Source organism: Hoeflea phototrophica DFL-43, from assembly GCF_000154705.2.
Classification (GTDB): Bacteria; Pseudomonadota; Alphaproteobacteria; order Rhizobiales; family Rhizobiaceae; genus Hoeflea; species Hoeflea phototrophica.
This window is the reverse complement of sequence record NZ_CM002917.1, coordinates 2,423,716-2,436,458: the sequence shown is the minus strand read 5'-3', so window position 1 is coordinate 2,436,458 and position 12,743 is coordinate 2,423,716. Positions and strand designations below refer to the sequence as shown.

Here is a 12,743-nt window from a genome sequence, read left to right as displayed (position 1 = left end):
GGCTGCGTTGCATGGAGGAATTGAATGAGCCTTGGTGTTCTGGTTGTCTTGGTCACCTTTGGGGTGCTTCTGGTGATCGGTGCGGTGCATTACACCAGCGCATCGCGGGAGAGTGACAACCGTGACCCAGGTGAGGCTCTCATAGAGTTTGCCCGCGCCTATCCCGGCGAACCGGTACGTTCGGTCACTATGACAAAGGATGGGGAGGCAAGCTTTCTCAGGCTTGCTGACGGCAAGACCGGCTTTCTGCAGGCGATGGGGCGCCACTATGTTGCGCGATTGATTGTTCCGGGCACGCTGAGCGTGGAGGTGCTTGAGGACAAGCCCGGGCTCAGGATCGAGTTCAATGATTCGACCCTTCGTGGCGGCGAGTATGTGTTTGCCTCGACCGAGCAGGCGGCGGAGGTGTCGCTTTGGCTGGTGGACAGCTTGGCGCTTGCAAGCCCGAAATTCGCAGATCCGGAGGAAGAGGAAGGAAATGCCTGACCTCAAGGACTTTCCGGATGTCACGCAGCTGGCGATTCCGTTCTTTGTGATCGCGATTCTGCTTGAGTTGGTGGTGATCCGATTTCTCAAGCGCCGCGGTGACTACGAAACCCGTGACACGCTGACATCATTGCTGATGGGCGTGGGAAATGTGGTCTCCGGCCTGCTGCTCGGCTTCATCGCCTTCGGCGTGCTGATGTGGGCCTGGGAGTTCCGGATCATGGATCTGGGCACCTCCTGGTGGGTGATTGCCTTGTGTTTCGTACTCGATGACCTGCGTTACTACTGGTACCACCGCATCGCGCACAGGTGCCGCTGGGTCTGGGCGGAGCACGTCAATCACCATTCCTCGCAGCACTACAATCTCTCCACCGCGCTGCGCCAGAGCTGGACGGGCACATTCACGGGAATGTTTATCCTGCGGATTCCGCTTGCGCTTCTCGGGTTTCATCCTGTGTTGCTGCTGTTCGTCGGGGGGCTGAACCTTGTCTACCAGTTCTGGATCCACACCGAGGTGATCGGAAAAATGTGGAAGCCGATTGAGGCGATCTTCAACACGCCCTCGCATCACCGGGTGCACCATGCCACCAATCCGCGCTATCTTGATTCAAACTATGCCGGCACGCTGATCATCTGGGACAGGATGTTTGGCACGTTCGTGCCCGAACTCGACGAAGACATGCCACATTACGGCATCGTCAAGAACATCGGCACGTTCAATCCCGTGAAGGTTGCGTTTCACGAATGGACAGACATGTTCAAGGATGCATTTCAGCCAGGGCTGTCGGTGACCGAAAGGCTTGCCTATCTGTTCGCCCCACCTGGCTGGAGCCATGACGGCTCACGCAAGGATTCGGAGGCGCTCAAGGCCGATTATGTCGCGCTCAACCCTGACGCTGCGGGAATGCCCGGGCTTCCGGCGCTTGAGGCTGCCACGGGCGTCCGCCGGGTTGCGCCAGCACAATAATCGCTATTCGGCTGCGTCGCGAATGCCGGGTTGATCCAACCATGTGCCAAAATCTGTGAGAGCGCGGCGAGCCAGCGCCTGCTTTTTTGCTCTTGCCTTGTCCTTGCCGCGAAAACGGCCGCCGCCTTCGGGGCGGACAATGGCGCCGGGGTCGAGTGGCGGGAAAAGGCCGAAATTGACATTCATCGGCTGGAACGAACGCTTGCCCGGTTCATCGTCGCTGAGAATGTGTCCGCCGGTGATGTGGTTGAGCAGCGCTCCGAAGGCGGTTGTCGGCGGCGGCGGGGCCAGGAGTTCGCCATTGCGCTCTGCTGCGGCGAAACGGCCGGCAAGCAGTCCCATGGCTGCACTTTCGACATAACCTTCGCAGCCTGTGATCTGTCCGGCAAAGCGAAGCCCGGGGCGGCTCCTGAGTTGCAGGCTGCCGTCAAGCAACAGCGGCGAGTTCAGGTAGGTGTTGCGGTGCAGGCCACCCAGCCGGGCGAACTCGGCGTTCTCCAGGCCTGGAATCATGCGGATGATCTCGGCCTGCGCGCCGTATTTCAGTTTCGTCTGGAAACCGACCATGTTGTAGAGCGTGCCCAGCGCATTGTCCTGGCGCAGCTGGACCACCGCATAGGGCTTGATGTCCGGCTGGTGCGCATTGGTCAGGCCCATCGGCTTCATCGGGCCGTGGCGCAGTGTTTCGCGGCCGCGCTCGGCCATGATCTCGATCGGCAGGCAGCCATCAAAATAGGGCGTGCCTTCCCATTCTTTGAAGCCGGTGACGTCGCCTGCGATCAGCGCATCGATAAAGGCGTCATATTGATCCTTGTCCATCGGACAATTGATGTAGTCCTTGCCAGTGCCGCCGGGGCCGACCTTGTCATAGCGCGACTGGAACCAGCACACCGACATGTCGATGGAATCGGTGTGGATGATCGGAGCGATCGCGTCGAAGAAGGCCAGCGCATCCTTGCCGGTTTCCGCCCGTATGGCCTCGGCGAGGTCAGGCGCCGTGAGAGGGCCGGTGGCAATGATGGTCTGGTCCCACTCAGCCGGTGGCAATCCCGAGACTTCCTCCCGGGCAATGGTGATCAAAGGCTCGGCCTCGATCGCGTCGGTGACCGCCCGGGCGAAGCCTTCACGGTCAACTGCAAGCGCGCCACCGGCCGGCACCTGGTTGGCGTCGGCACATTTCATGATCAGCGAGCCTGCCATGCGCATTTCCGCATGGATGACGCCCACCGCATTGTTCTCGGCATCATCGGAACGAAACGAGTTCGAGCAGACCAGTTCGGCAAGACTGTCGGTCTTGTGTGCATCGGTGCCGCGCACGGGCCGCATTTCGTGCAGGACAACCGGCAGTCCGCGCCGGGCAATCTGCCAGGCGGCTTCAGAGCCTGCCAGGCCACCGCCGATGACATGAATGGGGGAGTTGGACGTGTCGCTTTTGTTCATGGCGTCCGTTTAACACGAGCAACCGGGCCGCTCAAAGGTGTTTTGTGGCAGTGGGTGGGATCGGGTAACAGGTGGGTCGTCTGCGGGCGAAGGGGGGCCGGGCCCGGCAAACAAAAACGGCGCCCCGAAGGACGCCGCTTTCAAGCAGTATATCAAACTGTCTTAGCGACGGATGCCGCGTGCGACGTTGTCGATGTCGAAACGGGTCAGGCCGATGTCAGCCAGGGTTTCGTTGGACAGGTTTGCAAGCTGCTGGGCGGTCTGACGGGTCTTCATCCAGCTGCGGGCTTTGCTAATGATGTTCATTTCGGTTTCCTCGGGTTAGCCCCCATGCGGGGCTGTCAATCTGATGCATCATATATAGGCGATTGCACGTGAATTGTGCAGAGCAATAAACACAAGCCAGATATGCAATGGCAGAATGGCTCGATCCTGGTGGAGGCAGGTTCAAGCTGTGCTGAAAATTTGTGCGGTCTTGTTTGGTGGGACAATCATGATTTTGCGGCGAGGCGTGGCCCGCTGGATCAGCGGCTTGCGAAGCAGGCCCCGAAACAGAAACAGCGCCCTGTCTCCAGGGCGCCGTTTTGAGTGACCGGCAGGGCCGGGCAGTTTTCTTTGGTCTTAGTTGCCGGGACGGCGTGCAACGAAGGGAATGTCGCCGCGGGAGATGCCGAGGTCGTTGAGTTCACGCTCAGACATGCGGGAGAGTTCGTTGACGGTGTTACGGTATTCGCGCCAGTCCTGGTAAGCCTTACGGAAGTTCATTGGGTTGGTCCTTTCGGTTGTGGGCTGATCGCTCAGCTCTGTGTTTTGTTGATCCTAATATAGGGGGCTTTGATCGGATTGTGCAGTGCAAAAGATCGCATAGGGGGCATGCGTCTGATGCAAGGCACATTAACAAGAGCTTGTTCTGAAACGTAAAAATCCGGTCTTTGCGGGCTTGGCCTCAAGAGCTCATGTTGTCGGGTATGCCCGCACAAGAGGATCGCCCTTGTGGTCGGGGCCACGGCATGAATGGTCTATCGGAGTTGAACCGGAAGTCGTGGAGAGATCAGAATTTTTGGAAGCTGAAACAAATAACGCCCACCGGGGGAGGAGGATCCGGTGGGCGCCATTTTGGAAGACTGACGCTCGGGAGGAGGATGAACGTCAGTCACATCGAAGCGGCTATTGGGAGGAGGAGGAGGCCGCTCCGAATTCTTGAATTTCTATACTGCCCGGCGCGCTACGAAAGGAATGTCCTCCCGCACCATGCCGATGTCGCTCAACTCGCGCTCGGAAAGCTTGTTCAGCTCGGCGCAGGTTTCGCGGTATTTCCGCCAGCTGGCGAAGGAGTGGGTCAATTTCATGTCTGCGCTCCTTTGTTCCGGCTGTTTCCGATTTGCCCTGTGGCGTTTCGATGATTTGAAGATAGGTCGATTCAATCGATTTGTGCAGTGCAAAAAATTCATAGAAGACATACGCCCAGTGCATAGCTGAGTGTTGTTTCGTACATTTTTGCCTTTGAGCTGTGCAATTGCCTCATGGGCTCGGCGAAAATGCCTTGATTGTCGGCATTGCTTGCGTCCGGCGGTGATGTAAGCTCTCCGGAGCAAAATACGAGGGTACTCAAAGTGTTGCGCAGATATCTTGCTCGGGAGATCGAGCAATGGAGCCAAAACGGGCTGCTGGAGCCGGGTCTGGGGGAGCGTCTGCTTGCTGATCACGACCGCAGACATACCGGTTTCAGTCTCTCCGGTGTTCTGGCGGTTTTGGCTGCAGTGCTGCTTGGGGCTGCGGTGATCGCATTGGTGGCCGCCAACTGGGAGGCCATTGCACGGATCTACCGGGTGGCAATGATTGCGGCATTGATCCTGGCTGGAGTTGTTGCGGCGGTGCTGGCCAGGCAACGGGACGCGAAGTGGATCTGCGATTCCGCACTGATCTTCACGCTCCTTACCTATGGCGCCGGCATCGCCCTTATCGGTCAGATGTACCACATCAGCGGTGATGAAGCTGGCTTCATGCTGGCGTGGAGTGTCGGCGCCCTGGTTGTGGCGCTCGGTTTTTCATCTCCGCTGGCGTCTATCGGGGCCGGGCTTCTGGGACTTGGGTATCTGCTTGCAGAAGTCACCGCCTATGATTTCGGTGCCACAGATGTCCTTACGGCATCCCAGGCCGTTGCGACACTGGCTGTAAGTTTGGGCTGCGGCATTGCCGCGTGGCGTTCTCGTTCGGTGATTGCAGGCCATCTGGCCGCTATTCTGTCTGTCTTTTGGGTCCTGTGGGTTTGCTACAACCTTTTCGGTGTCCCGTCTGAGCATTTGCTGATTGGTTTGGGCGCCCTGGCATTTCTCTTGGGTGCGTTCCCGCCGTCAGGGCTTGGCGCGTTGATAGATCGGCACGGGTCCGTCGCTGCCTATGGAGCGGTGATGCTTCTTTCCGGGCTGGCGATCCTTCAGATTGATCTGAACGCTTCCAGCCTTGCCTATGAAATTGTCGTGGCGGCGGTCATTCTCGTCATCAGCATTGTGGTTCTCATGGTTTCGGGGCGCGCCAACAGGTTGATCCGGCGCTTTGCCTATTTCGCTTTTGCAGCGGAGACACTTTATGTTGTCTCCGAAACGCTCGGCTCGCTGCTCGGGAGCTCGGGCTTTCTGTTTGTTGGCGGTGTGTCCCTGGCGATCATCGCATTCCTGGTCATGAAAATCGAAAAACGCTTCCAGGCCGGGCAGGAGGGCAATTGATGGACTTCGTTGGAGTGTTACGTGCCCCGTTAAACCCGGTGATTGCCGGCGTCATCGCTTGTTGCTTTCTGATCGGGACGCTGGCGCTGATGATAGAGAGCCGCGCCGCCATCCTTCGAGACGGCAAGGAGATCCTATTGCAGGTCGAGCCGATCGATCCAAGGGATCTGATGCGCGGCGATTATGTGAGGCTGCGCTATGGCGGCGGCATATCGTCAGTCGACGAAAGCCTGGTTGAAGGTGGCTGGCCGGCCAGAGACACCGTTTCAACGGTGTGGCTGGTGCTGGCGCCGGATGACAACGGGATCTTCTCCACAAGATCGGTGCATTTTTCCGCGCCCACAGGGCTTGCAGATGAAGAGGTTGCGCTGCAGTCGAGGCCGTTGCGGATTTGGGTGCCTGAACCGTCAGGGAGGGTCAATCAAGTTCCCAATCTCAGGTTTGGCATCGAGCGGTACTATGTGCCCGAGGGTGAAGGGCTGGAAATCGAGAAGGCGCGCAATGAAGGGCGCACCACTGTCGCCGTCCGCGTTTCAGATCGGGGTGAGCCGCAAATTGCCCGCCTGATGATCGATGGTGAAACTCTTTATGAAGAGCCGCTCTACTGAAGCTGGCGAGCAAGGGTGCAGCCTTTGGTTTGTCGTGGAAGAATGCGCGCTGCCTTTGCGTGATTTTGGCTTTGACCTCCGCGATGCCGGTGATATAGACGCCTCCGCGAACAGGATGTGCTTGCTCAGATGCGGGCGTGGGCTGTTTCGTGCGGGTATGGTGAAATTGGTAGACACGCCAGATTTAGGTTCTGGTGCCGCAAGGCGTGGGAGTTCAAGTCTCTCTACCCGCACCATTTTCTTTCCATTTGGTTGTTGATTGTGCTGCCTCGCCTTCAGGGGAGGAGGGGCTGGCATATTTTGTCTTGGCGCTGTCGGCTTTTTCCACGCGGCAGGAAAGCGTTTGGTGATACAATGCTTCAGCTTTATGCGGTTTTAGCCCGGCATGGCTTTTCCGCTTGCAGCCCGGCAACACAGGGCGGGTTAGGCTTGCCATTTCAGGTGAAATCGCATAGGTGCGGGGGCTAGCTGGCGGAGCCTTGCTTCGCCGGGACGGCTGATTGTGGAAATGTGGGTATGTTTTGCGGAGCAAATCATGCCCCGGACTGCAAAAAGCTTGGTTTTCGAAGCTGCGGACAACACCGCTGATCGACCCATTGCCGCCGGATTGGCGGCGGCTGTGGATGCGATGAAGGCGAGGTGGCCGCACCCCTTTTGGTTCGTTCCGGCCGCCACGAAATGGCAGTCCGGCCCGATCCGGACAATGTGGCGTCAGCCGGCGCTGCCGGTCCGGAGCCAATCAAGAAAATGCCACAAGCGACGCCGGATAACCGGCCCAGTCGCGGGGCCAACCCGAACGGTCGCAGTCGCGAGGAAATGAAGGTTTGAACATGCAGGTTACCGAAACGCTTGCCGAAGGGCTGAAGCGCGAATTGAAGGTCATTGTCCCCGCCAAGGACATGGAAGCGCAGCTCAACGAGAAGCTCGCGGATGCCAAGGGCAAGATGCAGATCAAGGGCTTCCGTCCTGGCAAGGTGCCGATTTCGCACATCAAGAAGGTCTATGGCCGCTCGATGATGGCGCAGATGGTCAACGAGATGATCCAGGAGAAGCCCACCTCGATCCTTTCGGATCGTGGTGAGAAGGCTGCGACCCAGCCTGAAATCTCCATGACGGAAGACGAGAAGGAAGCCGAGAGCATCCTCAAATGCGAGGCCGATTTCGAATTCAAAATGGCTTACGAAGTCATTCCCGAGTTCGAAGTGGCTGATCCCTCGAGCTTCAAGGTTGTCCGCGAAGTTGTCGAAGTCTCCGATGAAGAAGTCGAGGAGCAGGTGCTCCGGGTGGCTGAGAACAGCCGTTCCTACGAGCCCAAGACCGGCAAGGCCGCCGATGGCGACAAGGTGACCATCGATTACCTCGGCAAGGTTGACGGAGAAGCCTTTGATGGCGGCGCCGATCAGGATGCCGAACTCGTGATCGGTTCCAACCGGTTCATTCCCGGCTTTGAAGAGCAATTGGTTGGCGTCAAGGTTGGCGACGAGAAGGTCATCACCGTTTCGTTCCCGGCCGATTACCAGGCCGCACATCTGGCCGGCAAGGAAGCGACCTTTGACATCAAGGTCAAGGCGATCGCCGCACCGGGCGCACTGGAAATCAATGATGAAGTTGCCAAGTCGCTTGGTCTCGATTCCGCTGAAAAGCTGCGCGAAATCGTCAAGTCGCAGATCGAGAGCCAGTATGGCCAGATGACCCGGCAGAAGGTGAAGCGGCAGATCCTTGATCAGCTCGACAGCGCGCACAAGTTCGAATCGCCTTCGAAGCTGATTGATGCCGAGTTCGAGAACATCTGGCGTCAGATCAATCAGGAGCTTGCCGACAACGGCAAGACCTTTGACGATGAAGGCACCACCGAAGAGGCAGCCCGCGAGGAATACCTCAAGCTTGCCGAACGGCGTGTCCGCCTGGGCCTGGTGCTCTCCAAGATTGGCGAAAGCGCGGAAATCCAGGTCAGCGATGAGGAACTGCAGCGTTCGCTGTTCGAACAGGTCCGCAAGTTCCCCGGCCAGGAGCAGGAAATCTACGAATATTTCCAGAAGACCCCCGGTGCAGTCGCTTCGCTGCGTGCTCCGATCTTTGAAGAAAAGACCATTGATCACCTAATGACCGTCATCGACGTGACGGACAAGACGGTGACCAAGGAAGAGCTGATGGCTGATGATGAGGCCGAGGCCGAAACGAAGCCCGCGCCGAAGAAAAAGGCGCCTGCCAAGAAGAAAGCCGCAAAGAAGGACGACGCGGCGGCCGAATAGGCCTTCTGACTTGGAACCAGACTGAACGCCGGGCCTTGAGCCCGGCGTTTTTCGTTTGGGGCCGTTTTTCGTGTCAGATCAGGGATTTAAGTTTCGTGCGCGCTTGAACCATTGTGCAGCGGACTGCGTAACCGAGGGCAGCGGCGGTTGTGACGTCGCCCAGGTGACGCAACGCCGGTGCTCAAACAGGAGTCCAGAACATGTCGGAACGTCAGGTCTTGCGCTTTGTGCTTGGGGATCAGCTGTCTCGCGGTCTCTCAAGCCTAGCGGATGCGGATCGCGGGCGCGACATCATCTTCATGGCGGAAGTCATGGACGAGGCGACATCAGTTCGCCATCATAAGAAGAAGATTGCATTCCTGTTCTCTGCAATGCGGCATTTCGCTCAGGCCTTGCGTGATGATGGTTTCACCGTCGATTACCTGGCGCTCGATGCCCCGGACAATCCGGGGAATTTCGGTGGCGCGCTTGCACAGTCCGCCAAACGCCGTGATGTGAGCCGCGTGGTGATGACAGAACCGTCGGAGTGGCGGGTGCTGGAGGCTGCGCAGAGCTGGCGTGAAGAGCTGGATGTGGATCTGGAAATTCGGCCGGATGACCGCTTTCTGTCAAGCCACGAGGACTTTGTCGCCTGGGCAACCCGGAAAGACGGCTCGCATCCCAAAACGCTGCGGATGGAGTACTTCTACCGCGATATGCGTCGGCGCACCGGCTATCTGATGGAAGGGGATGAACCGGCGGGGGGCGAATGGAATTTCGATTCTCAAAACCGCAAGGCGCTTCCTGACGGCATTTCCATCCCACATCGGCCGAGCTTTGAGCCGGATCAGGTCACCCGGGAAGTGATTGAGCTGGTTGGAAAACGCTTTTCCGGGCATTTGGCGACCTGGAGCCGTTCGATTATCCGGTGAGTGGGGAAGACGCTCAGTCTTATCTTTCATGGTTCATTTAACATGGTTTGCCGGGATTTGGCGACTGGCAGGATGCCATGAAGCAGGACGAGCCACTGCTGTTTCACAGCCATTTGTCGGCGTTGATCAATTGTGGTCTTCTCGATCCCCGCCTCTGCTGCGAGCGCGCCGAGGAGGCCTGGCGGAACGGCAACGCGCCTCTCAATGCGGTCGAGGGTTTTGTCCGTCAGATCATAGGCTGGCGCGAATTCATCCGCGGCGTGTATTGGCTCAAGATGCCTGATTACGCGCACGCCAATGCGTTGTCGGCGTCGCGGCCGCTGCCGGACTTCTTCTGGACCGGCGAGACTGGGATGAACTGTCTGGCGCAATCAATCTCCGAGACAAGGGCCAATGCCTATGCCCACCATATCCAACGGCTGATGGTGATCGGAAATTTCTGTTTGCTGGCGGGCATTGACCCGCGCGACGTACAGGAATGGTTCCTGATTGTCTATTTCGACGCCTATGAATGGGTGGAGATGCCCAATGTCGTTGGGATGGCGCTGTTTGCTGACGGCGGATTCCTTGCATCCAAGCCCTATGCGGCATCGGGTTCCTACATCAACAAGATGAGCGATTACTGCGGTTCATGCCGCTACAAGGTGAAGCAGAAGCAAGGTGAGGATGCCTGTCCATTCAACTACCTCTACTGGAATTTCCTCATTGAGAATCAGGAGGTTCTCAGCTCCAACCACCGCATGGGCCTGATCATGGGCTCGCTGGCGAAGATGCCCGAGGCAAAACGGGAGGCGATTGCTGCGGATTCGCAACGGTTTCTGGATGGACCGGAGATGAAGGCCGCCTGAGGGGCGTGCAGGCCCTCTAGACGGAATTTGAGTGCTCAGACCAGCTTCATACCCTTGAGGCTGGCGTGACCGTCCCTGCCGATGATGATGTGATCATGCACGGTGATTCCCAGCGGTCTGGCCGTTTCGATGATCAGCTTGGTCATCTCGATGTCGGCACGCGACGGGGTAGGGTCCCCCGAGGGGTGGTTGTGCACCAGGATGATTGCGGTGGCGGAGAGTTCAAGAGCGCGCTTGACCACCTCGCGCGGGTAGACGGGCGTGTGGTCGACGGTTCCGGTCTGCTGGACTTCATCGGCGATCAGGGCGTTCTTCTTGTCGAGAAACAGCACCCGGAACTGCTCGCGTGTTTCGAACGCCATCGCGGCCCGGCAATATTCAATCACCGATGACCAGGACGCCAGCACCTTCCGGCCCTTCAATTCACCCTTGAGCATGCGATGGGCAATGGAGGCGACCAGCTTGAGATCGGTGGCGACGCTGTCACCCACGCCCTTGACCTCGGTGAGAAGCTGCACCGGGGCGCCTAGCACTTCCGGCAAAGAGCCAAAACGGGCCAGAAGTGCCTTGGCGATCGGTTTGGTGTCGCGGCGGGGAATTAGCCGGAACAGCAGCAGTTCCAGCAATTCGTAATCGGCCAGCGCCCGATCGCCGCCCTCGCGGAAGCGTTGCCGGAGCCGGTCGCGATGACCATGATAGTGTTCGTCCTGGCTTTGCGATCCGTCGGATTTGAGGCCCGCTGCTTGCGGGCCGCGCTGCGTGCCCGAACCGGTCTTCGCCGGGCGGGTTTCGGCAAAGAAACTGCGCTCGTCCTGGTGCACGGGGTCGTGCATGTCGTCCGGGCCTTGATCGCTGAGGCCCTCATTGAGACCTTCATTGTTCAGACCGGGGCGACGGCGTGATATCATGCAGGCAAACCGGGGCGGTCGAGCCCGGCTGGCGAAAGGGTGAAGATTTCACAACCGGTCTCGGTCACGCCGATTGTGTGCTCATATTGTGCAGAGAGCGAGCGGTCCCGGGTCACAGCGGTCCAACCGTCAGAGAGCACTTTGACATGCGGTCGACCCAGATTGATCATCGGCTCGATGGTGAAGATCATGCCGGGGCGCATTTCCGGGCCTTCGCCGGCGCGGCCGTAATGCAGGATGTTGGGCGCGTCATGAAACAGTTGCCCCAGGCCGTGTCCGCAGAAATCACGCACCACCGAGCAGCGTTCGGATTCGGCGTAGGTCTGGATTGCCTCTCCAATGGCCCCGGTGCGCGCGCCAGGTTTCACCGCCTCGATGCCGAGCATCAGCGACCTATGGGTGATGTCGAGCAGGCGCTCTGCGGCACGCTTGATCTCGCCCACCGGGTACATCCGGCTTGAATCGCCATGCCAGCCGTCCAGCACATAGGTCACGTCAATGTTGACGACCTCGCCTTCACGCAGCGGCTTGTCGTTTGGAATGCCGTGACACACCACGTGGTTGATCGAGGTGCAGCAGGATTTGGTGTAGCCGCGATAGTTCAGTGTCGCGGGCAGGGCGCCGTGGTCCTGTCCGAATTCAAACACGAAGGCGTCGAGTTCGTTGGTTGTAACCCCGGGCTTAACGCGTGAGACCAGTTCATCGAGGCAGCGCGCTGTCAACTGGCTGGCCTTGCGCATGCCTTCGAAGCCTTCCGGGCCGTAGAGCCGGATTTGTCCGGTGTTTTTCATCGGGGCCGAATTGGCATCGATATAGGTGACCATGTCTGGCTCGCTTTGTCTTATTCCGCCGGTCCGTTCCGGCTCGGGTTCAGTTTACGCTGTTTACACCGGGTTCCTCAATGGAGACCATCGTGTCGGCAAGAATTTGATTGGGTGTGATTTTGCATCGTATTGCGCAAGCTTCAACCCCGCGTTTCATGGCACGGTCGAAAGCAGTGGCGTAGGCCGGGTCAAGATCACGGCAGATCTTGAGCCGATCGATGTCATTGCGCTGGATCAGATATACCATAATGGCGCGGTGGCCTGCCTCGGCCATGTCGCCGAGTTCTTCGAGATGCTTGGCGCCCCGGCTTGTGACGCTGTCGGGGAATTCTGCCAAACCCGGGGCGCGCCTGAAATGGACATTCTTGACCTCGACATAGGCCATCCCAAGACTTGGATCCTCAAGCAGGATGTCGATGCGTGAGTTCACACCGTATTTCTGTTCGCGCTTGAGTATTTGGTATGTGCCCAGCGATCCCAACAAGCCATTTGCAATGGCTTCTTCGACAAGCCGGTTGGGCCGGCCGGTGTTGATTCCAACCAGGGTGCCATCTGCCTCAACCAGTTCAAGCGCATGCCGGTATTTGCGGGTGCCGCCCTCATGCTCGGTGAGATGGATATTTGAACCCGGCGTCGTCAGGCCGAGCATGGATCCGGTGTTGGGGCAGGAGCCGGTGATTGCCTCTCCGCTTTCCAGATGGGCATCGAAAAGGAAGCGCTTGTAACGGCGCACCAGGGTGGCGGGGATCAACGGGCTGTCAAATTTCATCGGC

14 protein-coding genes and 1 tRNA gene are annotated in these 12,743 nt (G+C 58.5%); 8 read left to right on the top strand and 7 right to left on the bottom strand.

The window, feature by feature from the left end; genetic code table 11:
- Positions 1-24 precede the first annotated feature (24 nt).
- Both HPDFL43_RS11620 and HPDFL43_RS11615 read left to right on the top strand, forming a co-directional pair.
- Positions 25-486 (top strand): hypothetical protein, encoded by a 462-nt coding sequence (locus tag HPDFL43_RS11620; protein ID WP_007197537.1) that lies wholly within the window; start codon positions 25-27, stop codon positions 484-486.
- Complete coding sequence (locus HPDFL43_RS11615; protein WP_007197536.1) at positions 479-1,453, top strand: sterol desaturase family protein; 975 nt, start codon at positions 479-481, stop codon at positions 1,451-1,453. Before HPDFL43_RS11620 ends, HPDFL43_RS11615 begins: the two co-directional genes overlap by 8 nt.
- A 3-nt stretch (positions 1,454-1,456) precedes the next feature.
- On the opposite strand, the gene trmFO is transcribed toward HPDFL43_RS11615, so the two are convergent.
- From trmFO to HPDFL43_RS21675, 4 genes are all read right to left on the bottom strand, one after another.
- The gene (trmFO, locus tag HPDFL43_RS11610) at positions 1,457-2,893 is read right to left on the bottom strand and encodes a methylenetetrahydrofolate--tRNA-(uracil(54)-C(5))-methyltransferase (FADH(2)-oxidizing) TrmFO (RefSeq protein WP_007197535.1); all 1,437 of its coding nucleotides are present in this window, start codon (positions 2,891-2,893) and stop codon (positions 1,457-1,459) included.
- Positions 2,894-3,055: 162 nt separating this feature from the next.
- The gene (locus tag HPDFL43_RS21685; protein WP_007197534.1) at positions 3,056-3,199 is read right to left on the bottom strand and encodes a DUF1127 domain-containing protein; all 144 of its coding nucleotides are present in this window, start codon (positions 3,197-3,199) and stop codon (positions 3,056-3,058) included.
- A 315-nt stretch (positions 3,200-3,514) separates the two neighbouring features.
- Positions 3,515-3,658 carry a DUF1127 domain-containing protein gene (locus tag HPDFL43_RS21680; RefSeq protein ID WP_007197532.1) on the bottom strand — a complete coding sequence of 48 codons (144 nt, stop codon included), beginning with the start codon at positions 3,656-3,658 and terminating at the stop codon, positions 3,515-3,517.
- Between the two features lie 443 nt (positions 3,659-4,101).
- The gene (locus HPDFL43_RS21675; RefSeq protein ID WP_007197531.1) at positions 4,102-4,242 is read right to left on the bottom strand and encodes a DUF1127 domain-containing protein; all 141 of its coding nucleotides are present in this window, start codon (positions 4,240-4,242) and stop codon (positions 4,102-4,104) included.
- 264 nt (positions 4,243-4,506) lie between these two features.
- On the opposite strand from HPDFL43_RS21675, the gene HPDFL43_RS21390 reads away from it, so the two are divergent.
- From HPDFL43_RS21390 to HPDFL43_RS22375, 6 genes are all read left to right on the top strand, one after another.
- Positions 4,507-5,619: a DUF2157 domain-containing protein gene (locus tag HPDFL43_RS21390; protein ID WP_007197530.1), complete on the top strand. Its 1,113-nt coding sequence runs from the start codon at positions 4,507-4,509 to the stop codon at positions 5,617-5,619.
- Positions 5,619-6,227 carry a GDYXXLXY domain-containing protein gene (locus HPDFL43_RS11590; protein ID WP_040449207.1) on the top strand — a complete coding sequence of 203 codons (609 nt, stop codon included), beginning with the start codon at positions 5,619-5,621 and terminating at the stop codon, positions 6,225-6,227. The genes HPDFL43_RS21390 and HPDFL43_RS11590 overlap by 1 nt, the downstream gene beginning before the upstream one ends.
- Positions 6,228-6,378: 151 nt before the next feature.
- Positions 6,379-6,463, top strand: a tRNA-Leu gene (locus HPDFL43_RS11585).
- A gap of 594 nt (positions 6,464-7,057) precedes the next feature.
- Entirely contained in the window at positions 7,058-8,479 is a 1,422-nt protein-coding gene (gene tig / locus HPDFL43_RS11580) for a trigger factor (RefSeq protein ID WP_007197528.1), read from the top strand.
- Between the two features lie 200 nt (positions 8,480-8,679).
- Positions 8,680-9,390 carry a cryptochrome/photolyase family protein gene (locus HPDFL43_RS22380; RefSeq protein WP_342586334.1) on the top strand — a complete coding sequence of 237 codons (711 nt, stop codon included), beginning with the start codon at positions 8,680-8,682 and terminating at the stop codon, positions 9,388-9,390.
- Between the two features lie 77 nt (positions 9,391-9,467).
- A complete protein-coding gene (locus HPDFL43_RS22375) occupies positions 9,468-10,238 on the top strand; it encodes a cryptochrome/photolyase family protein (RefSeq protein ID WP_342586333.1) in 771 nt (256 codons plus the stop codon).
- Positions 10,239-10,273: 35 nt separating this feature from the next.
- On the opposite strand, the gene radC is transcribed toward HPDFL43_RS22375, so the two are convergent.
- From radC to sfsA, 3 genes are all read right to left on the bottom strand, one after another.
- The gene (gene radC / locus HPDFL43_RS11570; RefSeq protein ID WP_156970412.1) at positions 10,274-11,071 is read right to left on the bottom strand and encodes a RadC family protein; all 798 of its coding nucleotides are present in this window, start codon (positions 11,069-11,071) and stop codon (positions 10,274-10,276) included.
- Between the two features lie 71 nt (positions 11,072-11,142).
- Complete coding sequence (gene map, locus HPDFL43_RS11565; protein WP_007197525.1) at positions 11,143-11,970, bottom strand: type I methionyl aminopeptidase; 828 nt, start codon at positions 11,968-11,970, stop codon at positions 11,143-11,145.
- Positions 11,971-12,016: 46 nt separating this feature from the next.
- On the bottom strand, positions 12,017-12,739 hold the full coding sequence (gene sfsA / locus HPDFL43_RS11560; RefSeq protein WP_007197524.1) for a DNA/RNA nuclease SfsA: 723 nt from the start codon (positions 12,737-12,739) through the stop codon (positions 12,017-12,019).
- Positions 12,740-12,743 lie beyond the last annotated feature (4 nt).

Excerpts from the sequence above, each read along its gene's own strand:
- map (WP_007197525.1), bottom strand. The coding sequence starts at position 11,970 with ATGGTCACCTATATCGATGCCAATTCGGCCCCGATGAAAAACACCGGA.
- trmFO (WP_007197535.1), bottom strand. The coding sequence starts at position 2,893 with ATGAACAAAAGCGACACGTCCAACTCCCCCATTCATGTCATCGGCGGT.
- HPDFL43_RS22375 (WP_342586333.1), top strand. The coding sequence starts at position 9,468 with ATGAAGCAGGACGAGCCACTGCTGTTTCACAGCCATTTGTCGGCGTTG.
- tig (WP_007197528.1), top strand. The coding sequence starts at position 7,058 with ATGCAGGTTACCGAAACGCTTGCCGAAGGGCTGAAGCGCGAATTGAAG.
- HPDFL43_RS11615 (WP_007197536.1), top strand. The coding sequence starts at position 479 with ATGCCTGACCTCAAGGACTTTCCGGATGTCACGCAGCTGGCGATTCCG.
- HPDFL43_RS11590 (WP_040449207.1), top strand. The coding sequence starts at position 5,619 with ATGGACTTCGTTGGAGTGTTACGTGCCCCGTTAAACCCGGTGATTGCC.
- HPDFL43_RS21675 (WP_007197531.1), bottom strand. The coding sequence starts at position 4,242 with ATGAAATTGACCCACTCCTTCGCCAGCTGGCGGAAATACCGCGAAACC.
- HPDFL43_RS21680 (WP_007197532.1), bottom strand. The coding sequence starts at position 3,658 with ATGAACTTCCGTAAGGCTTACCAGGACTGGCGCGAATACCGTAACACC.
- sfsA (WP_007197524.1), bottom strand. The coding sequence starts at position 12,739 with ATGAAATTTGACAGCCCGTTGATCCCCGCCACCCTGGTGCGCCGTTAC.
- HPDFL43_RS11620 (WP_007197537.1), top strand. The coding sequence starts at position 25 with ATGAGCCTTGGTGTTCTGGTTGTCTTGGTCACCTTTGGGGTGCTTCTG.
- radC (WP_156970412.1), bottom strand. The coding sequence starts at position 11,071 with ATGCACGACCCCGTGCACCAGGACGAGCGCAGTTTCTTTGCCGAAACC.
- HPDFL43_RS21685 (WP_007197534.1), bottom strand. The coding sequence starts at position 3,199 with ATGAACATCATTAGCAAAGCCCGCAGCTGGATGAAGACCCGTCAGACC.
- HPDFL43_RS22380 (WP_342586334.1), top strand. The coding sequence starts at position 8,680 with ATGTCGGAACGTCAGGTCTTGCGCTTTGTGCTTGGGGATCAGCTGTCT.